Source organism: Shewanella frigidimarina (assembly GCF_003797125.1).
Lineage (GTDB): Bacteria > Pseudomonadota > Gammaproteobacteria > Enterobacterales > Shewanellaceae > Shewanella > Shewanella frigidimarina.
In genome coordinates, this window is the sequence record NZ_RKKE01000003.1 from 782,186 (window position 1) to 802,078 (window position 19,893).

Annotated in this window: 18 protein-coding genes; 9 read left to right on the forward strand and 9 right to left on the reverse strand. The window is 41.8% G+C overall.

Features of this window, described 5'->3' with window-relative positions:
• Positions 1-212: 212 nt before the first annotated feature.
• Together EGC86_RS12845 and EGC86_RS12850 are read right to left on the reverse strand one after the other, a co-directional pair.
• Positions 213-1,097 carry a DMT family transporter gene (locus EGC86_RS12845; protein ID WP_245423150.1) on the reverse strand — a complete coding sequence of 295 codons (885 nt, stop codon included), beginning with the start codon at positions 1,095-1,097 and terminating at the stop codon, positions 213-215.
• A 339-nt stretch (positions 1,098-1,436) separates the two neighbouring features.
• Entirely contained in the window at positions 1,437-3,143 is a 1,707-nt protein-coding gene (locus tag EGC86_RS12850; RefSeq protein ID WP_123777813.1) for an AMP-binding protein, read from the reverse strand.
• 625 nt (positions 3,144-3,768) lie between these two features.
• On the opposite strand from EGC86_RS12850, the gene EGC86_RS12855 reads away from it, so the two are divergent.
• Positions 3,769-4,902, forward strand: a complete 1,134-nt coding sequence (locus EGC86_RS12855; protein ID WP_123777814.1) for a cation diffusion facilitator family transporter — start codon at positions 3,769-3,771, stop codon at positions 4,900-4,902.
• An 8-nt stretch (positions 4,903-4,910) separates the two neighbouring features.
• Positions 4,911-5,318, forward strand: coding sequence for a MarR family winged helix-turn-helix transcriptional regulator (locus tag EGC86_RS12860; RefSeq protein ID WP_102035743.1), 408 nt, complete (start codon positions 4,911-4,913; stop codon positions 5,316-5,318).
• Between the two features lie 172 nt (positions 5,319-5,490).
• On the opposite strand, the gene EGC86_RS12865 is transcribed toward EGC86_RS12860, so the two are convergent.
• From EGC86_RS12865 to EGC86_RS12885, 5 genes are all read right to left on the reverse strand, one after another.
• Positions 5,491-5,826 carry a DUF6488 family protein gene (locus EGC86_RS12865; RefSeq protein ID WP_123777815.1) on the reverse strand — a complete coding sequence of 112 codons (336 nt, stop codon included), beginning with the start codon at positions 5,824-5,826 and terminating at the stop codon, positions 5,491-5,493.
• A 41-nt stretch (positions 5,827-5,867) separates the two neighbouring features.
• Positions 5,868-6,389 (reverse strand): hypothetical protein, encoded by a 522-nt coding sequence (locus tag EGC86_RS12870; RefSeq protein WP_123777816.1) that lies wholly within the window; start codon positions 6,387-6,389, stop codon positions 5,868-5,870.
• A 13-nt stretch (positions 6,390-6,402) separates the two neighbouring features.
• Entirely contained in the window at positions 6,403-7,101 is a 699-nt protein-coding gene (locus tag EGC86_RS12875; protein ID WP_011637973.1) for a HupE/UreJ family protein, read from the reverse strand.
• 156 nt (positions 7,102-7,257) lie between these two features.
• A complete protein-coding gene (locus tag EGC86_RS12880; RefSeq protein WP_245423160.1) occupies positions 7,258-8,202 on the reverse strand; it encodes a M56 family metallopeptidase in 945 nt (314 codons plus the stop codon).
• Positions 8,203-8,239: 37 nt separating this feature from the next.
• Entirely contained in the window at positions 8,240-8,623 is a 384-nt protein-coding gene (locus EGC86_RS12885; protein ID WP_123777818.1) for a BlaI/MecI/CopY family transcriptional regulator, read from the reverse strand.
• 410 nt (positions 8,624-9,033) lie between these two features.
• Here EGC86_RS12885 and EGC86_RS12890 point away from each other — a divergent pair, with 410 nt between their 5' ends.
• Together EGC86_RS12890 and EGC86_RS12895 are read left to right on the forward strand one after the other, a co-directional pair.
• Entirely contained in the window at positions 9,034-9,207 is a 174-nt protein-coding gene (locus EGC86_RS12890; protein WP_011637976.1) for a DUF6435 family protein, read from the forward strand.
• Positions 9,208-9,447: 240 nt separating this feature from the next.
• Complete coding sequence (locus EGC86_RS12895; protein ID WP_102037716.1) at positions 9,448-9,777, forward strand: hypothetical protein; 330 nt, start codon at positions 9,448-9,450, stop codon at positions 9,775-9,777.
• Between the two features lie 12 nt (positions 9,778-9,789).
• On the opposite strand, the gene msrQ is transcribed toward EGC86_RS12895, so the two are convergent.
• Together msrQ and msrP are read right to left on the reverse strand one after the other, a co-directional pair.
• Positions 9,790-10,395: a protein-methionine-sulfoxide reductase heme-binding subunit MsrQ gene (msrQ, locus tag EGC86_RS12900; protein ID WP_123777819.1), complete on the reverse strand. Its 606-nt coding sequence runs from the start codon at positions 10,393-10,395 to the stop codon at positions 9,790-9,792.
• On the reverse strand, positions 10,395-11,432 hold the full coding sequence (gene msrP / locus EGC86_RS12905; protein ID WP_011637979.1) for a protein-methionine-sulfoxide reductase catalytic subunit MsrP: 1,038 nt from the start codon (positions 11,430-11,432) through the stop codon (positions 10,395-10,397). The genes msrQ and msrP overlap by 1 nt, the downstream gene beginning before the upstream one ends.
• 307 nt (positions 11,433-11,739) lie before the next feature.
• Between msrP and rmuC the strand changes: the two genes are divergently transcribed.
• From rmuC to EGC86_RS12930, 5 genes are all read left to right on the forward strand, one after another.
• The gene (gene rmuC, locus EGC86_RS12910) at positions 11,740-13,236 is read left to right on the forward strand and encodes a DNA recombination protein RmuC (RefSeq protein ID WP_011637980.1); all 1,497 of its coding nucleotides are present in this window, start codon (positions 11,740-11,742) and stop codon (positions 13,234-13,236) included.
• A 156-nt stretch (positions 13,237-13,392) separates the two neighbouring features.
• Entirely contained in the window at positions 13,393-15,321 is a 1,929-nt protein-coding gene (locus EGC86_RS12915) for a transglycosylase SLT domain-containing protein (RefSeq protein ID WP_011637981.1), read from the forward strand.
• 445 nt (positions 15,322-15,766) lie between these two features.
• Positions 15,767-16,678, forward strand: coding sequence for an AAA family ATPase (locus EGC86_RS12920; RefSeq protein WP_011637982.1), 912 nt, complete (start codon positions 15,767-15,769; stop codon positions 16,676-16,678).
• Between the two features lie 12 nt (positions 16,679-16,690).
• Positions 16,691-17,809 (forward strand): DUF58 domain-containing protein, encoded by a 1,119-nt coding sequence (locus EGC86_RS12925; RefSeq protein ID WP_123777820.1) that lies wholly within the window; start codon positions 16,691-16,693, stop codon positions 17,807-17,809.
• Positions 17,806-19,863, forward strand: a complete 2,058-nt coding sequence (locus tag EGC86_RS12930; protein ID WP_123777821.1) for a transglutaminase TgpA family protein — start codon at positions 17,806-17,808, stop codon at positions 19,861-19,863. Before EGC86_RS12925 ends, EGC86_RS12930 begins: the two co-directional genes overlap by 4 nt.
• Positions 19,864-19,893 lie beyond the last annotated feature (30 nt).

The following is a 19,893-nucleotide window of genomic DNA, read 5'->3' on the forward strand; positions in this document are numbered from 1 at the left end:
TTAACGTTGGTCGCTTTTTATCCGTCATCAAGCTTATGCGAAACATTTTCTCTATCATTAATGTCTATCGCTAATATCTAACCTAGTAATGCCTAACTTAATAATCTCTAACCTAGTAATGTCTAACCTAATAATCTCTAACTTAGTACTCTCTAACCTTGCAGTGTTTAACCTTGTTATACCTTACAGCAGGCTGAATCGACTCCCCCTGCTCATGCGCGACTCTTTATCAAACTTGCTGAGACTGTTTTACGCGTTTGAATTAAGGTATATCCGCCACTTAATACCACCAACAGGCTTCCAAGAAGGGTCGCTAAATCTGGTGACTCTCCAAATATAAATATCCCCAAACCTAAGGCAAATAATAAACGCGTATAACGAAAAGGAGAAATAACCGATACATCGCCAGCACGCATAGCAATTGTGAGGGCATTATACGCCATCACCCCAAACACAATTGCACCGATAATTTGCACTGCGGCGGTAGAACTAAGTTGTAATGGCTCGTGTTGGTATAACTGTATGGCAATGCCTGCCGGGATTAATACAAAAAATCCATATACTCCAAGTTGCATATTAGACAACACTGGTGAAGCTGCACGAGTGGCTAAATCGCGGCCCGCAAAACCTAAGGTCGCCACGACGGCAAATAAAGACGTTGCTTCAAAGCCATCAAGGCCAGGGCGAATGATCATCAGCACACCACAAAAACCAACCAATACAGCAATCCAGCGTTTAAAACCCACTTGTTCACCAAACAATAAGGCTGCACCTATCATTGCGATCAACGGTGTGGCTTGCAAAATGGCCGAGGCACTCGATAACGGCGTTAGCGTAATAGCCAATGCAAAACAGAATCGACCCACAACTTCGCAAACTGCACGTATGAGTATTGGCTTGGACATCAGTGCTGGGTGTAAAATTGTTTGCCCTTTACGCCAAGTCAGCAGCATAAAAATCAACATTCCGCCCAATCCAAATAACGCTAAAATCAGACCAATAGAAGTGGTTTCGGCAGCCGATTTAATCAACATGTCTTCAATAGAAAATGCCGCCATAGCAGCAACCATAAAAAGACTACCTTTAGTATTATTCAAAATAACTCCAACAATGGGTCGATTGTATCCAGCTGAAAAAGCGGAAAAGCTGACGAACTCAGCCGATAAAAATATAAGCCGGCAATGGTATCACTCACCATATGCTATCGAGAAAACATCATTTGTTTACAACTGTGTCTAACTTGAACTTGAACTCAACACTTGAAGCGCTTGTCGCAAGTAGGTTATTTCAACTACGCCAGTACTTATGACTCAGCTATTTAATGATTCACTCGTTGTCGCGTGTTGTCTCTACTTCACTTTTAAGTAGATAGCCCATCAATATTAAAGCCCAGTGCGATAACTCAACACTGGGCTTTAATGATTACACGCAAAATATCAGTTTATGGCTTCATGTAACTCTTGATACATCAACTCACGCATCTTAAATTTTTGAATTTTACCCGTTACTGTCATTGGGTATTGGTCAACAAACTTGATGTAGCGAGGCACTTTAAAATAGGCAAATTTTTCGGTTAAAAAGTGGCGAATATCGTCTTCGGTGATATCGGCATTGGCGCGGACTTTAATCCATGCGCATACCTCCTCGCCGTATTTGTCACTCTGTACTCCAAATACTGCCGCGTCTTGCACGTCTTTGTGGCTATAAAGTTTTTCTTCAATTTCACGCGGATATATATTCTCACCACCGCGAATAATCATGTCTTTAATGCGGCCAACAATTTGCACGTAGCCTAACTCGTCCATTTGGCCAATATCGCCCGAATGTAACCAGCCTGCGCTGTCGATGGTTGCAGCGGTTTTGACTGCATCATTCCAATAACTTTGCATGATGCAGTAACCTCGGCTGCACACTTCTCCGGGCTGACCAATAGCAACCACGTCGCCAAACTCATTGATGATTTTCACTTCAGTATGCGGCAATGCTCGACCGACGGTGAGCACTTGTTTTTCGATTGGGGAGTCAATTTCAGTGATGTGATTTAACGGGCTGCACTCGGTTTGTCCGTAACCAATTAGTACTTCTTTCATGTACATTAACTCTTGCACTCGGCGCATAACTTCTTCGGGGCATGTGGCGCCCGCCATAATGCCTGTGCGCAATGAGCTAAGATCAAACTGGTTAAATTGTGGATGTTCTAATTCGGCAATAAACATGGTCGGTACACCATGTAACGCTGTGCAGCGTTCATTTTCTATTACTTGTAACGTGGTGAGTGGGTCAAAAGACTCCCCAGGATATACCGCCGCCGATGCATGAATAATACTGGATAAACTGCCTAATACCATGCCAAAACAATGGTACAAAGGGACTGGGATGCATAACTTGTCGGCCTGAGTAAAGCCCATAGCATCTGCGACTAAATAGGCATTATTTAAAATATTATGATGTGATAACGTCGCGCCTTTGGGGCTGCCTGTGGTACCTGATGTAAATTGAATATTAATCGAATCATGAGTATCGAGAGAGTCAGCAATGGTGGCCAACACATGTTGAGCTTCGTCGTTAACCTCCAGCAGCAAATCATTAAAATTGAGCATACCGGGAGTACGGTCGGTGCCCATTCGAATAACAAACTCAAGCTGAGGCAGTGCGAGTGTGGTGAGCTTACCTGCTGTGCTGGTGCTTAACTCTGGCAGTAACTCATTTAACATCTGTAAGTAATCACTGGACTTAAATTTATCTGCGCAAATGACTGCTCGGCAACCCACATTACTCAAGGAGTATTCTAGCTCTTCAGGCCGATAAGCCGGATTAATACACACCATAATGGCGCCAATTTTAGCCGTAGCAAATTGGGTTAAACACCACTCAATATTGTTAGGAGACCAAATTCCGACTCGATCCCCAGGTTGAATACCTAGCGCTAACAAACCAGTGGCAAGCGCATCAACCTTTGCTTGATATTCTCGGTAATTCCAACGGATTTGTTGATGATGAACGACTACCGCAAGATTGTCTGGGTAAGCATTGGCAATATCATCAAAATATTGACCAATGGTTTTATCGGTAAGCGTCGTTGAGGTGACACCATGATATTCACTTTGGGTAAGCGGTAGTTGTGCTTGATGTTGTTTGACCATTAAAGCCTCCTTGCATGTGTTTCGTCATGCTCAAGCTAACCAATTAACGGCCTGACTCACAAGTAAAAAAGCACTGCATTAGACTAAAGAGGCATGGTGAGTAATGTTTACAGCAAAGGCTAATATTAACAGTAACGCATTCATTTTTGTCAATAACGGTTTGATGATGTCTAAACAACCTTATTAAAACGACTTTTTAACGCCCCCTAAAAACAATAAACAAAAGTGAACGACGAACTGGAGTGATAACCGGAGCGATAATTGAAACGATAGATGAAATCGAAAAATTAACCATAGCCCAAACTAAAATACCTAAATACCTAAATACCTAAATACCTAAATACCTAAATACCTAAATACACCACCAACTAACATTACTACAACATCATGTAAGTTAACTACAGAATGGAACTGAAAAACACAAATTTTTTAGACACTTTTAGTGATCATTACTTGCTCCCCATGCTATAAAAAAAACAAACTACCCCTTTTTAATCAAAACATATATCACCATCAGACTCTCAAGCTAACGATTTGGGATATTTAATATAAAGTAACCATTTATTTACTTTGACTATCAAACAATATAACATCGAGAATTACTTGATAATCAAACTACTTTCTTATGAATAAAATTGCCGAAAAATATATTCACCAACACAATTTCACCTCCGTTAACGAGCAAAATGTCAAACGCACCTGGTATGTGCTTGTTATCACAGTCATCACCATGGCCATCGAAGTGATAGCGGGTACGATATATGGCTCTATGGCCTTGCTCGCTGATGGTTGGCATATGGGGACTCATGCCGCCGCTTTTTGTATTACGCTATTCACTTATAGTTATGCAAAAAAGCATGCTAATAGTGACAAATTCTCTTTTGGCGTAGGCAAAGTCGGCGTTCTCGGTGGATATACAAGTGCAATCGCATTAGCCATTGTCGCTATCATTATGCTGGTCGAATCTCTACACCGTTTATGGTCACCTATTGAGATCCAATTTAACCAATCTATTCTTGTGGCTATCATAGGTCTAGTCGTTAACATCGCCAGTATGTTTATATTGGGACATGAACATCACGGCCATGATCACGGTGACCACAAGCATCATAGCCATAAGCATGATGACCACAAACACCATAGCCACGAGCATGATGACCACAAACTTCATAGCCATGAACATGATGACCACGAGCGTCATAGCCACGAGCATGATGACCACAAACACCATAGCCACGAGCATGATGACCACAAACACCATAGCCACGAGCATGATGACCACGAACATCATAGTCACGAGCATGATGACCACAAGCACCATAGCCACGAGCACCATAGTGGTAACGACCACAATCTGAAGGCAGCTTACTTCCACGTACTCGCTGACGCATTAACATCGGTGTTAGCAATTTGTGCACTTTTGGTAGGGAAATTCCTTGGATGGTATTGGTTAGATCCTATCATGGGGATCGTTGGTGCGGTGGTGATTACTAAATGGGCTCTAGGGTTAATGAAGCAAACTAGCCCTATTCTATTAGATGAAAATATCGACGAAGATTATCAATTAGACATTGTTAATACTATTGATGATGAACAAACCAAGGTCACCGATATTCATATTTGGAGAATTAGTGCAGATCATTATTCTGCGTCTATCGCTATCTGCACAACAACTGACGCCAGCGTAGAATCATTTAAACACTCATTGAATAAGTTTGATAAGCTAAGCCACTTAACTATCGAAGTGAATTACTGCTGAGGCCCTTTATGCATTCTTTGAATAATTTAATCATTGAGTTTTACGACAAACTGTCTTCTTGGGAGCAGTCTGTCGTTAAAGATACCGGTTATTCACTGGCACAAGTGCACACTATTGAGGTGCTAGGCTCTCACGGTTCCATGAGAATGAAAGAGCTAGCAGATAGGCTTGCAATTACCACTGGCACCTTAACGGTTCAGGTAGATAAACTGGTAAAGTTTGGACTTATAACCCGCTCTCCACATGAAGACGATAGACGTTCAATATTAGTTGGATTAACAAGCGAAGGCATGGCGCTTCATAAGCACCACAATCGCATGCATATACAACTGACAGAAGATATTACTCGTCATTTAGATCAAAATTCGATAGATGTTCTGACCAAGAGTTTTGAAAAAATGAACCGTGAATTCTAATCTTCAGATTGTAGAATATGATGTTACAACGTCAAATGAAGTGCTATTAAGATAACGAGAAATCTGTTATACATCAGCACATTGGGCGTAAAAAACTAATTTAGCTAGTACTTGTTTTTGAATCAATGTTAGTTTTGGACACTCGAAGTTTGTGTCCAAAACTATTTATCTATTATTTAAAAGTGTTACTTTCAGATACAGCCATGACTTCACCATCGTCAGCGATTTGAAAATATAACGTCTTTTTATCTTCTGCATTAGTGGCACTCACAATATAAACGCCTCCTGTAACGCTAAAGACCGTTACATCTGCAACGGTAATATTTTTCCATGATTCCGGAAGCTGACCAACCGCATAGCCGAAGTCCTTAAATGTCATTTGTTTTGCAGACTTGATGACAACACTGATGGCAGCATTATCATTCATATGGCCATGGCTTGAATGTGCCAGCGAATAACTGCTGATTAAGCTGCTCAAAAGCACCATTGTAAAAAGTAATGTTCTCATAAATTTCCCCTTATTATTTTAAACCGATCACTTTAAACCGATCATTTTAAACCGATGACTTTGTATTGTCCTTTTACCAATAACTGCACTGCTACCGGTTGATTAGACTTATTTTTCCAATACCATCCGTGGGAACCAGCAAAAGGTGCCGTAAAACTACCTTTCATATCAGCCGACGTCGCGATGACATAACTTTCGTAATATCCTGAGGTATCTCCCTTTGGCTCACCATGGAGGTCAACAAATAAAGCCGTCCCATCTGTTATCCATTCATAGGTCATTTTTTCAAATTGTTGCATGTCGAATTTATATTCTATTCCACGCCCTGCAGGTACCATCACTTCTATCGTTTGAAACTCATTAGAGCCTTCGGCAGGAACGCTTTGTTGCACTTCTGGTTCTGCCGCTTGCGCTAATACTGTGACACCTATTTTTTGTCCAATACCAGTCGGATCGATGTTGTATTCGGCGGGTAAAATTAGCGTAACTAAAACAATGCCTGCTACGACAATCGCTGATAGAGCGGCTTTAATTAACGTACTGCTGCTGACTGTATGTTGCATATTTATCTCTTTTTTATTTGTTAATTACGTAGCCAGTCAGTTGATACACAATCAACATGACACCTGCGCTCATTAATAGAGTGTTTGTAAGCGTAGAAAAACGCTGAAATGAAGGCCATTTCCGCCATACATTAATGACAATCAAAATAACCACTAGCGCAGCAAATTGACCAAGTTCTACCCCAATATTAAAGGCCACTAGATTGGTAAAAAGGCCTTCTTTTGGTAAATTGAATTCCTGCAACTTAGTCGCTAAACCTAAACCATGAAACAACCCGAAAATTAATACTGCCCATTGGGTATTAGGCTGCCAATTAAAGCAACGCTTAAAGCCGCCTAAGTTATCAAATCCTTTGTACACGACAGATAAACCAATAATCGCATCAACGAGGTAGGCATTAACTTGAATATCGCCTAAAACACCAAGTAGTAAGGTAGTGCTATGGCCAATAGTGAACATCGTGACATATAAGAAAACATCCCGGCTTCTATATAAGAAAAAGATAACACCAACCAGAAATAATAAGTGGTCATAGCCGGTAATCATGTGCTTAGCACCAATGTAGAGAAAAGGTACAAACTGCACGCCACTATTTTGTTCTAAAAAAGCTCGAGTGTTGTCATCAACCCCATGGGCAAATACTTCGATACTGATAAAAGCACAGCCAATGAGGATTGCGAACACGCAATAGCTTGATAATTTACTTAGCATTGGATGGCTCCAAAGTGTCTGTTTCAGTCAAAATAGCTTCCTTATGGGTGTGTAACATTCGATATAATGGAATGCGGTAAGCAAAACAAATAAATCAGTTGGTCATCAGTTTTTACTTTTACGGTTCTAACGAATTAATTCATTCATAGTCCTGATTCAATGGATAAAATAAGTCTCAATTAGATGATGGAGACCATCTACCATTAATACCGTAAATAGCATTGCAGTTAGAAAACACAGTCCCGTAAATACCAGAGTAAGTTCGGATATTTGGCTCTGTGGTGATAGAAGCTTTTGTACCCGCAAAGTAATTTGATCATGACTAAAATGACTAACCAGACTCCCCTCACAACTTTGGGGAAACTGACGTTGTTTCTTGGCTACTGAAATTAATGTTTGTGCCACATCAAGGTTATCGTGATAACCCGTTACGACGGAGTCTGCTTGTTGTTCTGTGAGCAAGGTAAAATGCTGTTGTAAAATGCGGCGAATTGGCTTTGGATAAAGCAGACAGAAAAAAGAGTAAATACTTTTAAATAGAGGATCTCTTGCACGAACATGCGCCAATTCATGTTGGATAATGATATCCAGAGCCGATGGTTCAAGTTGTTGAAGTAATCCAGTGGTAAGATAAACCCTAGGCTTGAGCAAGCCAATTGTAAAAGCTGCTGGGATGCTTAATGCAATAGAATAAATAGTCTGATTATTATCACAACTTATAGGTTGCACATCTGAAAATTTAAAAAGGTTGTGCATCGCGATTGAGTGTCGACGAACTTGAACAAACATAAGGTTAATCATCACAGCCAATATGAGGGCTGCAACAACCAACGTTAAGCCATGCCAGCTTGTAAACTTGAACACATCAATATGGTGCCAATGAGCAATTTTTTCCATCAAAGCGATTAAATTATTAGTATCCTGACGTGGAAAAAATATGACAACGCAACATAAAGCTATCCACCAAGGCGCGGTTGCTAATAGCCATAACGTTCGCTTTCGAGCAATAAAACCAAATGAATTGAGGTTATTTTTAATCAACGGGATAATGGCAGATATTAATATCGTCACGATAACGAAAGCCGTTATTGCAACACTCATTAAATTCAAGAAAATAGCCTCGTTACCCTCTAGCATTTTATATTTGCCTGCTACGTAACTGGCGTTGCTGTTCGATAAGTTTTTCCAACACTTCAAATTGAGCATCATCGAGATTGGCTGATGAGGAAGCAAAAGCAGCAATAAGACTATGCTCGCCATCTTCGATAAAATCGGCTGTAACATCTGTAATTAACGTGGCGATGAGAGATTCACGATCGACTATAGCGGTGTACAAATGTGCATGCCCCTGCTTAGTTCGGCTTAACAGACTCTTCTTAAATAATCGATCTAATGTAGTTTGAATCGTGTTTAACGAGTTACCACGACTCATCCCAACGGCAATATGAACACGCTTCGCATCGGCTTCTTTTTCAGACCAAAGGAATTGAAGTACTAACTTTTCTAGATCGCCTAATTGCATTACATAGTTCTCTTAACAACGTATGCAATAGTATGTCAAACTAAAAACCTATCGGCAATAGGTTTTTGTAAGCATGAGTGATCGGTAATTTATAGTATTGATAATTAATAATATTTTATCACTGAAACGATTTCTATTTTAACCTCAGAGTTCGCAACGCTAACGATAATTTAGCAGCGCTAATCTTTCGATGCCGTTCATTACCAGCACGGTAATGATTTGTTTTTATGGCGAAAATGAATCAATAACCATAATGGCAACCATAATATACTTTTAGCAATAACGCGCTTTATACCCAGTAATCAGATTTGCATAACGAGGAACACGGTGTAAAAGAGCGTGAATGATATTGGGCTGAAACCCCGCTGCATTCGTACCATATGCAATTAATCATCACGAAGGGCTACACAATGTTTTCATTTTTAAAGCCAGACCCAGTCAAAAAATTACGTAAAAGCTACGATTTAATACTCGAGCAAGCCATGCAAGCACAGCGTAAAGGCGATATAAAAACCTATTCGTTGCTCACTGCAGAATCAGAACAGGTTTGGGCTAAAATTGCCGCTTTAGAAGCTGTAAAATAAAGGTCATTTGTTTTACTAACAAGGCGCAATGCCGTTAGCGGAACAAAGATCGGTTTGATAGCCGTTAATATTCTAAGCAGATGTAATTAAGTAATATGTGAACCACAATCAAGATTCGGCCCCCATTTAACGTTATGCTGCGTCAGTCAAGGTCAATTAATACGCTAGTAATACTGGCAATGATGTTATTGACTCGTTACTGATGACATTTGTTATAGCACGTTATTGAGGAGAATTTGTATGTGGTGGCGAGTAACCATTATTAGCTTGGCTTACCTATTATTGGGCGCACATTTCTTACGATTCGATCAGCACATAATGGCTATTATCGCCATTTGTTTACCATTGCTGATGTTCATTAGACATTCATTTGTGCGTACATTGCTCAAACTGGGGTTACTGATCAGCGTGGTATTTGTGTGGGCGGTAACCACGTTCAATTTCATTGATATGCGCATTGCACTCGAACAACCTTGGTTAAGATTGGCCATTATCATGATATCAGTGATGATCTTTACCGTGTTTGCGGCGTTTTCAACCAACGGCCTCAATCAAAGATTGAGGCGTTAGTCATAGCGAGGGTTATTTTTTCGGCTTCAGCCATTTATAAATACTGTCTTTGCGGTAAAACAATAACACCGCAAATAACGCAATATAAATGCTAGGTTCAATAATTTCAGACTTTACCGACCAATAAAAGTGGATAGGCGCCAATATTGCCGCCAGATAAATCCAATTGTGCAATGATTGCCAGCGCTTACCCATACTGCGTTTAATCCGCTTAGGAGAAGTTATCGCCAGTAATAAAATGATAATCAAGGTTGCAGCGCCAACCAAAATATAAGGCCGCTTTATGACCTCTTCAAACAATAATCCCCACGCAAACAGCAAATCTAAGCTAATAAACGCACTGATGTGCAGCAGCGCATAGGCGCACACATACAAGCCCACCAATCGGCGAGTTTGCATCAGCGCTGCTATTTTAAATCGCTTGGCGATAGGTGAAATAAGCAACGTCGCTAATAGGCTATTAATCGCGCCCATGCCGGTGTAGTGAATAATGTACTGCACCGGATCGCCGCCCGCATTGTCGGTTAACACTAGTGCCACGAGATAAAAAGCAGGCAACAAAAAACTAATATGCAACAACACCTTTAGCCAAAACAGACCTCGAGGGCTTATCCGCATTAGTAAAACTTCCTCAAATCGATATTTTTGTATAAATCGGCCACTGAATCGCCATAACCATTGAACATTTGCGTAGGAATACGTTTAGCAGAAAATAAACCGCCTTCGCCAATACTGCGCTCAGATGCTTGCGACCAACGAGGATGGTCAACTTCTGGATTTACATTGGCGTAAAAACCATACTCACTTGAGGCCAATTGATTCCAGCTTGTCGGTGGCTGCTTATCCATCACCCGAATACGCACAATAGACTTAATACTTTTAAAGCCATATTTCCAAGGCACGACTAAGCGGATTGGCGCACCATTTTGTGGCGGCAAGGTTTTACCGTATAAGCCTACGGCTAAAAACGATAAATCATTCATGGCCTCGGCAACCGTTAAACCCTCAACATACGGGTAATGGATCCCGCCGCCCATTAGGCGACTCTTTTGCCCAGGCATTTGGTCTGGGTCAAACAGGGTTTCAAAGGCAATGTGGGTAGCATTACTTTGCACGCCGGCTTGTTTAAGTAAGCTGGCTAACGAAAAACCGACCCACGGAACCACCATCGACCAAGCTTCAACACAGCGTAAGCGATAAGTGCGTTCTTCAAGGGCAAAACGGGTCGTCAGTTCATGTAAATCTAGGGTGATCGGCTTATCGACTAAACCATCGATGGTTAGCGTCCACGGATCAACCTTAAACCCTTGGGCATTATCAACCGGGTCCGATTTGCTGGTACCAAACTCATAGAAATTATTGTGACGAGTCACTTTATCTTCAGGGGTTTTCGGATTAGGTAACACAAACTTGGCAGGGGTGGCGTATTGCAAGCCTTGAGTTACAAAAGGATTTTGCGCTTTTTGCTCGCCAAATAAATCAAAAATACCGGCTTGAACTTGACCAGGTAAACTCGCTCCCAATGCACCTAACCCCAAAGCTTTAATGATATTACGACGATCATTAAATACCGACTCAGGCGTAACTTGGTTATCAGGAATATGCCAAGATGCACGTTTTTGTATGCCTTGAGTAAAACGTTTTTTACCGGTCATAAATCACCTCGTTAAAATATTTGTCGACAGCCAAGTATTAACATAATCTGCCTTACGTCTCTCAATAGACAGGTAAAAAGCTATTTTTATTTCAGCTGATGGTTAAAAGACTTAAAAACCGTCAACCTTTATCTATCGATAAAATAACACACTGAACATGCCATCATAGTTGTCTATACGAACCAATATAGCGAGTAGATTTAAATTTAATCATTAACAACAATATTTCATTAAATCCTTATTTTATCCCTTGCAGCTGTTTATTAGCCGTGCGACCCTTAACCATTATTTTCTATCGGTTTTTGTTATGCCTTTTGCAGTGTCGTTAACTCCTCCTCAAATTGCAGCTGTGATTGCTGTCGCGTTTGTTGCCTTTTTAATTGGCGCCCTAATCAATCAACGATTAACTCGTAAACGATGGGAGCAGCTTAAACTGCAACATGAACAACAAACACTTCAACAGCTCAACGAAGTTCAAATTGAAATGTCGAGATTACAAGATAATCTCGATGATAAAATCGATCACAGTAATCATCTGCAAAGTAAAATAGAAGATTTGATTGCCCAACTTTCTAGCGCAGAAACTAAAGCGGATCGGGTTAATCTCGTCGAACAACAAATGGTCGACACCCAACATCGTTTAATGGAATCGCAGCTCAACTTAGCCAAGTCAAACGCGGTGCAACAAACCATTTTAGTAAAAGCAGAAACCGAGCAAAAGTCATTACAAGATAAAATAGTGCTACTCGAGTCTGCTGAAGAACGCCTTAAACTGCAATTTGAAAACCTTGCTAATCGAATTTTTGAAGAACGCAGTGAAAGCTTTAAACAACAAAATGTCTCGCAAATAGACGGCGTTCTCGGGCCGCTGAAACAACAATTAGAAGGTTTCAGACGTCAAATTCAAGAGTCGTATACTCATGAGCAATCTGAACGAAGCGCGTTGAAACACCAGTTAGATAATTTGCGCGATCTCAACTTAAAAATGAGCCAAGACGCCATTAACCTCACCAAAGCACTTAAAGGTGACAACAAGCAACAAGGTAATTGGGGCGAAGTTATTTTAGAGCGCGTACTACAAGAAAGTGGTTTACGCGAAGGCCATGAGTACCAAACCCAACAAGATTTAAAAGACGATAACGGCAAACGTTTTAAGCCCGATGTTATCGTGCATTTACCCGAGCAAAAAGACGTAGTCATCGATGCCAAAATGTCGCTAGTCAGCTACGAACGTTATTTTAATAGCGAAGACAAAGTCATTCGCGACCAAGCCATAAAAGAACATGCATTATCGATTAGGCAGCATATTAAAGGCCTTAGTCAAAAAGATTATCATAAGTTGCATGGCCTCAAGAGCTTGGACTATGTGCTAATGTTTATTCCTATTGAGCCGGCATTTTTACTGGCCATTGAATACGACCCTAGCTTGGTTAATTTCGCCCTTGAGCAAAATATTATGCTGGTGAGTCCAACTAATTTATTAGTGGCTTTGCGTACTATCAATAATATATGGCGTTATGAGTACCAAAATCAAAATGCCCAAAATATCGCCAAACAAGCAAGTCGTATTTACGACAAATTATGCGGCTATCTTGAAGACATGGAAAAACTCGGACGCGCCCTAGATACGGCAGATAAAACCTATCAAAGTGCCATGGCAAAGCTGTCTTCAGGTAAAGGCAATGTCATTAGACAAGCGCATTACATGCAGCAATTAGGCGTCGACACCAGCAAGCAGTTAGATAAACAATTGCTCAACCGTGCACTTGATGAGTCAGTTGAAAAGCACGCCAGTAATAGTTAATCGATAAAATGAGTGATTATTAATCTTTATTTAAGCAACAAGGCTAATAGTCACTCAACGCCGTAACAGATTTATTTACAGCAACACTTATTAGCAATCATTTATCACACACATACTGATAGCAAACGAAATACAGAGGCGGGGATTCTCATTTAAATGCGTAACACTTGGGCGAACACTTTAATTACAGGCGCATTATTATTCAGCACATCATTGGCCTTTATTGGCCAAGCTAATGCGCTGACTTCACAACAGCAACGCTATCTTGATGCCCGCCAAGCTCTGGATAAAAAGCAGCTCGACAAGTATCAAGCCCTACGCAACCAACTCGGCGACTATCCATTAACGGTTTACCTTGATTACCACGCCAAAATCGACAGCATAGTGCAATCTTCTGGCGACAAAGCGCTCAATGCCATCAACCAATTTGATACCACGCCGCTTTACAACAATGCGCGTTATCGCTACCTGCTCAATGCTGGTAAAAAACAACGTTGGCAAGACTTTCTAGTGATAGCGCCAGACACACCTAACGATGTGCGCTTACAGTGTTATTACTACCAAGCTCAACTTGATGCTGGTAACGAAACCATGGCTTACAAAGGCATAGAACGTTTATGGGTTCATGGCTATTCACGTCCCAATGAATGCGATGCGGTGATAAACCAATGGACTAAAGCGGGCTATCGCACCCAAGAGCTCATTTGGGCGCGGATGTTGCTCAGCTTTAATGCTAGGCAATCCAGTTTGCTGAGTTATTTATCGCAAAAAGTTACCCAACACAATAATGAAGCCAAACTACTATTGTCGGTGTATCGCGATCCTAATATTTTGCGTCACATGAACAAGTTTTCCAGCTCTAAACCCATAGTGGGTGATATTGTTGATGCAGGCTTACGTAAGCTAGCGCAAAAGGATTTACATCAAGCGATTAAATTGTATGTTAAATATCAAAAGGCCAACCGTTTCAGCGATCTTGAAGCGCGCCAGCTCAATCGCTATTTAGTCCGCCGAGCGCTGATTAAGCAAGACGATAAATTGGTGGCGCATATTGATACCATGCTGCCATTACTAAAATCTGATGATTTGTACGAAATGCGCCTACGTTGGGCTATTCGTGAACAAGACTTCAGCACAGTAGAAAAGTATTTAGCGTTATTGAGCGATCAAGGTAAAGCTGATTCTCGCTGGCAATATTGGCAAGCTAAAATGACCTCTCGTCATGACAAAAACCGCGCGACGCAATTACAGTCGACCTTAAGTGGCGAGCGTAATTTTTACGGTTTTAATGCGGCTGAAGCATTAGGCAAACCTCTGGCGATGAACGACGACAATTTAACCCCTAATCCTGAGCTGCAAGCAACATTAAACCAAGACCCTGGTTTAGCGCGCGTTGTGGAATTAATGGCCTTAGATAAGCAAATTGATGCTCGTAACGAATGGCTGTATTTAATGCGCCGCCACAACAGTGAAATGACCGCTCAATATGGTCTATTAGCTTTAAAAAATGGCTGGCATGCATTTAGTGTTGAATCCAGTATTCAAGGCAAGTTATGGGATTCAATAGCACTGCGTTTTCCTGAAGCGGCTAACGATGAGTTCCTCAAAGCCAGTAAAAAGTTTTCGGTAGACATTGATGAAATCCGCGCTATTTCTCGTCGAGAAAGTGCGTTTTATCTGTATGCCACCTCTGGTGTGGGGGCTAGAGGCTTAATGCAATTGATGCCCGCTACAGCCAAACAAACCGCCAAAAAGAACAAAATACCTTTTAATAACGTAAAAGACCTGTACGACCCGAAAGTGAACATTATGTTAGGCAGTGCCTATTACAGTGAATTACTTAAGCAGTTTGGTCAAAACCGCGTGTTAGCAACAGCAGCGTATAATGCCGGTCCAGGTAGTGTTAGGCGCTGGTTAAGACAGTCTAATGGCAGCTTAGATGTAATGAGTTTTATTGAAACGATTCCTTACACCGAAACTCGCGAATACGTTCAAGCAGTACTAAGTTACCGAATGATATTCCAACAACAAAAATCATTAAATGAAGGTATGTTTAGTGCAAAAGAGCTCAGCTACCTTTATTAACCGCTAGTCGCCGTTGTTAGCTGTAAGTTGTTTGTAGTTGTTTGTAGTTGTTTGTAGTTGTTTGTAGTTGTTTGCAGTTGTTTGCAGTTGTTAGTTTTTATTAGTTCGTATTCGTTTTTATTCTTTTTTATTTACAATAGCCGCCACTCTGTGGCGGTGTATTTTGTTTCACACCCGTCAGCAAGATAACGTATGCTTTAAATATGTTACAGGCTCGCTGAATGTTGCAAATCACTTGCGGGTAAATGCAGTAAGCGATTTGGATCAGATAATGAGCAATCGTGGCAATATACCAAAGTTAGAAACCGAAACGCTAAACCATAGCTAGAAATCATAGCGAGTAACCATAGCGAGAAAGAGCGCTAGAATAAAACGACAAACCATCACTACAAACCGTCATTTACAATAAACCTACAACGGTTTATTACCAACAGTTGGAGTTTTCGTGTCGCAATCAACTATTCAAACATTACTTAACCAACTTAGCCAAGTTTTGCTCGGTAAACCTGAGCAGATAAAACTTGCCGTCGCTTGTATCCTCGCCAAAGGTCATTTACTGATTGAAGATTTACCCGGCATGGGCAAAACCAGTTTGTCTCAAGGTATTGCCAGCAGTTTAGGCATGAGTTACCAGCGGATCCAGTTTACCAGCGACATGCTACCAGCGGACATTCTTGGGGTATCCATTTACAGCAAAGAACAGCAACAATTTATCTTTCATAAAGGCCCGATATTTAATCAAATGTTGTTGGCAGATGAAATTAACCGCGCCAGCCCCAAAACCCAAAGTGCTTTACTCGAAGCCATGGCTGAACAACAAATTACTATCGATGGCATCACCCACCCTCTGAGTTCACCATTTTTTGTTATTGCCACCCAAAATCCGGTTGATCAAGCTGGTACCTTCCCGTTGCCAGAATCGCAACTCGATCGATTTATGATGCGGATTTCCATCGGATATCCCAGCGCAGAAGCCGAGTTAGCCATGTTAAAGTCGCGCACTCAAGCCAATAAACCAGCATCATTATCACAATGCTTAACGCCGCAAGAACTAATGCTACTGCAACAACAAGTGGCGCAAGTGTCTGCATCGGATGCGGTACTGAATTATTTAATTGCCTTGGTTGATTACTCTCGGCAACACAATGTCGCTAACGGGTTATCGCCACGTGCCAGTATTGCTTTGCTACAAGCAGCCAAAGCATGGGCTTTTATCAACCAACGTCAGTACGTGGTACCCGAAGACATTCAAGCAGTATTTGCCTCGGTTGCCGAACACCGCATTCGCAGCAGTAGTCAATTTCAAGGCCAAGCGTTGTCTGACACTATTCTCGCCAGCGTCAACCCAATACGTTAACGGCGCAGGCACATGGCTAAATCGACGACAGCAAACAAGCACTCTTCAGCAATCTATGCCAATGGCGCTATTAAGCCGTCTCGGTTACGTCGGTTAATTCCAGCATCGTTAACCCAACGCTGGTCAAGGTGGATAAGTAAACGCCTGCCACCGCAAAAGCAAATTACCCTCAGCCACAAAGGTATTTTTATTCTCCCCAGTGGTTTTGGATTAGTGTGGATTGGGTTGATCGTTTTACTGTATTTGTTTGGCACCAATTATCAAAATAACTTAGTGATAGGCTTAAGCTTATTACTCGCCAGTGTGTTCCATACCTGCATTATATACAGCTATAAAAACCTCGCCGGGTTAACATTTAATGCCGTCACGCCACCGCAAGGTTATGCCGAAGACAGCATGCCATTTCCCATCATGTTAACCGGCCATACTCGACAAAATAATCCCGACACCACCCACCAGCAGATTTGTTTGCAATTTAGTTATCAGCGCCATGTTCGCGTTAAACAAATGCACGAGCAAACCATTGCGATTGTGCCGTTTGAACAGCCTAAGCGTGGCAAATTAAACCCTGGGCGAATCAAAGTCTCATCCTACTTTCCGTTAGGATTATGCCGCGCATGGTCCTATGTCGACTTAGACATCCACCATGTTATTTTCGCTAAACCAGAAATGTGTGATATCGAATTGGCAAGCCACATTAGCGACAATGATAACCACAATGAACACGGTAAATTACGCCCAGGTGTTGACGACTACAAAGGCTTACGCAGCTATATTCCCGGTGAATCACTTAAACAAGTGGCGTGGAAAAAATGGGCTCAGGGCAAAGGCATGTTATCCAAAGAATTTGCTGAGCCAGAAGGATTACCCGTTTGGTTAACCTTGGCCAACACATCGGGCAATGACATTGAACACAAGCTCAGCAAACTCGCATGGCAAGTCGATAAGTTAAGTCAATCGCAGCAAATATTTGGCTTAATTCTGGATGAGCATATTATCAATCAGCAAACAGGCGAAGCCCATCGAGTGGCTTGTCATACCGCCATTGCAACTTATCATGCTCCCACAAATATGAATCCCGATGTTAATCCCAGTAATGTGGCAAAATCATCTGTGGGTGAACCATCATGACCGATAACTTTGATGCCATCATTAGCCGTAATACCTTGTTTTGGTTATTAATCACCAATGTCGCCATTCTGAGCCCTTTGCATCAACAAGCCACCTTATGGAGCATTGGAATTTGTGCGATTTGCTTTGTTTGGCGCCTGGGGATTTTTCTTGGCAAAGTAGCCGCGCCACCTAAACTATTGGTGACCACTTTGGCCATTGGCGCCGCAACCACCCTCGCCTTAGTGTCGAGCCAAATAGGTTTGCTCAATGCATTGGTTAACTTATTAATATTAGGTTACGCGTTAAAGTACATTGAAATGCGCGAACTCAGAGACGTCAAAGCCATTGTGTTAGTCGGCTATTTCCTTATCGGCCTCACTTTACTTGATCAACAAAGCATGCTTAATACCCTGCACTTATTGGCCGTAGCGGTGCTCAATACCGGCGTGTTAATCAGTGTTTATCAAGACAAATCAAACAAAGTCGCTAACCTCAGTTTTAGCCTTAAAATAATCCTCCAAAGCCTACCGTTAGCCATATTACTGTTTGTGGTGTTCCCACGCCTCGGGCCACTATGGTTAGTGCCGAACATGAAAACGGCCAAAACCGGTTTGTCTGATGAAGTGTCATTTGGTGACATTAGTAAACTCACTCGTTCAGCAGAATTAGCCTTTAGAGTTGGTTTTGATAATCCAGATGGCAGCACCCTAGGACCTGCCAATCAGGATTTGTATTGGCGTACTCTGGTGATGGAAAATTATGACGGCAAAACCTGGCGTCAAGACCCCAGTATTCAACAAATTCAGCGACAAGCATACTTTAACAAGCCCAAGCGCCAAGCCCCTAACAACGTTGCTAATGCTAGCAGTAAAAAAATCGACTATGTGGTCATTAGCGAACCCAGTCATCAAAAATGGCTATATGGCTTAGATGAAGCGTTTAGTAGCAATGATCAAGTGGTTGAATTAGCAGATTATCGCTTATATTCGTTAAGGCCTGTCGATCAGCGTATGAGCTATAGAGTGACCTCATATCCTGAGACGATCATGGATCTCAAACTCGACTCACATACTCAGCAGCTAAACCTTGCGTTGCCAGCCAATAGCAATCCAAAAACCCGAAAACTCGGTTTGCAGTTCGCCAAAGATTATCCAGATCCACAAGCGCGCATTAATGCGATGATGAATTACTTTGCTGAACAAGCCTATTACTACACCTTGAGCCCGCCCCGTGTCGGCGAGCAGCAAATTGATGATTTTCTGTTTGAAAACCGTGCTGGATTTTGTGCTCATTACGCCTCTGCGCTAGTGTTTATGGCACGTGCTAGCGGCATTCCAACCCGTATGGTAACGGGTTATCAGGGTGGAGATTATAATGCTAAAGCGGGCTATTACAGTGTTTATCAATACATGGCCCATGCGTGGACCGAAGTGTGGTTTGAAGGCCAAGGTTGGCAACGTTTTGACCCTACCGCAATGATTGCACCGCAGCGGGTGTTAGATGGCTTTGATGCCACCTTTGACAGCCAAAGCAGCTACTTACAAGACAGCCCTTTTAGCACGCTGCACATGAAACAATACCCATGGTTAAATGAATTACGCCAGCAGTTTGCCAGTGTCGATTACTACTGGAGTGTGTGGGTATTAGGTTTTGACGAACAACGTAAACAGCAAGTATTAGCAAAGTTATTGGGTGATGTTAGCAGCACCAAAATAGCCTTACTGATGATTGTTAGCTTTATCATTATCGCACTGGTTATTGCCTATTACGCCGGTTTGTTCAATGTTGATCGCCACCAAGATCCGCTTAATAAACGTTATCAACTTATTTGCAAACGTTTAGCGAAAAAAGGCATCGCACGCCAGCAAGGTCAAGCCCCGTTTGATTACGCCGCAGCGGTTAGCGCCCATTTAAGTACCCTGTCCCCTCAAGTGGCAGCTGACTTTACAGCCCTAAGCAATGCCTATGTGGCACTTAAATATCAACCGCTGTCGGAATCACAAACCCAGCAACAGCAACAACACTTTAAGCGGTTATATCGCCGATTGCGTTTGCGACTGCTGCGCAATTGATCTTGTGCACAACATCAGCAATCATCCTGA

What these genes read in the sequence shown, in the direction of transcription:
- EGC86_RS12850 (WP_123777813.1), bottom strand. Translation starts at nt 3,143, where the DNA reads ATGGTCAAACAACATCAAGCACAACTACCGCTTACCCAAAGTGAATAT.
- EGC86_RS12855 (WP_123777814.1), top strand. Translation starts at nt 3,769, where the DNA reads ATGAATAAAATTGCCGAAAAATATATTCACCAACACAATTTCACCTCC.
- EGC86_RS12860 (WP_102035743.1), top strand. Translation starts at nt 4,911, where the DNA reads ATGCATTCTTTGAATAATTTAATCATTGAGTTTTACGACAAACTGTCT.
- EGC86_RS12865 (WP_123777815.1), bottom strand. Translation starts at nt 5,826, where the DNA reads ATGAGAACATTACTTTTTACAATGGTGCTTTTGAGCAGCTTAATCAGC.
- EGC86_RS12870 (WP_123777816.1), bottom strand. Translation starts at nt 6,389, where the DNA reads ATGCAACATACAGTCAGCAGCAGTACGTTAATTAAAGCCGCTCTATCA.
- EGC86_RS12875 (WP_011637973.1), bottom strand. Translation starts at nt 7,101, where the DNA reads ATGCTAAGTAAATTATCAAGCTATTGCGTGTTCGCAATCCTCATTGGC.
- EGC86_RS12880 (WP_245423160.1), bottom strand. Translation starts at nt 8,202, where the DNA reads ATGAGTGTTGCAATAACGGCTTTCGTTATCGTGACGATATTAATATCT.
- EGC86_RS12885 (WP_123777818.1), bottom strand. Translation starts at nt 8,623, where the DNA reads ATGCAATTAGGCGATCTAGAAAAGTTAGTACTTCAATTCCTTTGGTCT.
- EGC86_RS12890 (WP_011637976.1), top strand. Translation starts at nt 9,034, where the DNA reads ATGTTTTCATTTTTAAAGCCAGACCCAGTCAAAAAATTACGTAAAAGC.
- EGC86_RS12895 (WP_102037716.1), top strand. Translation starts at nt 9,448, where the DNA reads ATGTGGTGGCGAGTAACCATTATTAGCTTGGCTTACCTATTATTGGGC.
- msrQ (WP_123777819.1), bottom strand. Translation starts at nt 10,395, where the DNA reads ATGCGGATAAGCCCTCGAGGTCTGTTTTGGCTAAAGGTGTTGTTGCAT.
- msrP (WP_011637979.1), bottom strand. Translation starts at nt 11,432, where the DNA reads ATGACCGGTAAAAAACGTTTTACTCAAGGCATACAAAAACGTGCATCT.
- rmuC (WP_011637980.1), top strand. Translation starts at nt 11,740, where the DNA reads ATGCCTTTTGCAGTGTCGTTAACTCCTCCTCAAATTGCAGCTGTGATT.
- EGC86_RS12915 (WP_011637981.1), top strand. Translation starts at nt 13,393, where the DNA reads ATGCGTAACACTTGGGCGAACACTTTAATTACAGGCGCATTATTATTC.
- EGC86_RS12925 (WP_123777820.1), top strand. Translation starts at nt 16,691, where the DNA reads ATGGCTAAATCGACGACAGCAAACAAGCACTCTTCAGCAATCTATGCC.
- EGC86_RS12930 (WP_123777821.1), top strand. Translation starts at nt 17,806, where the DNA reads ATGACCGATAACTTTGATGCCATCATTAGCCGTAATACCTTGTTTTGG.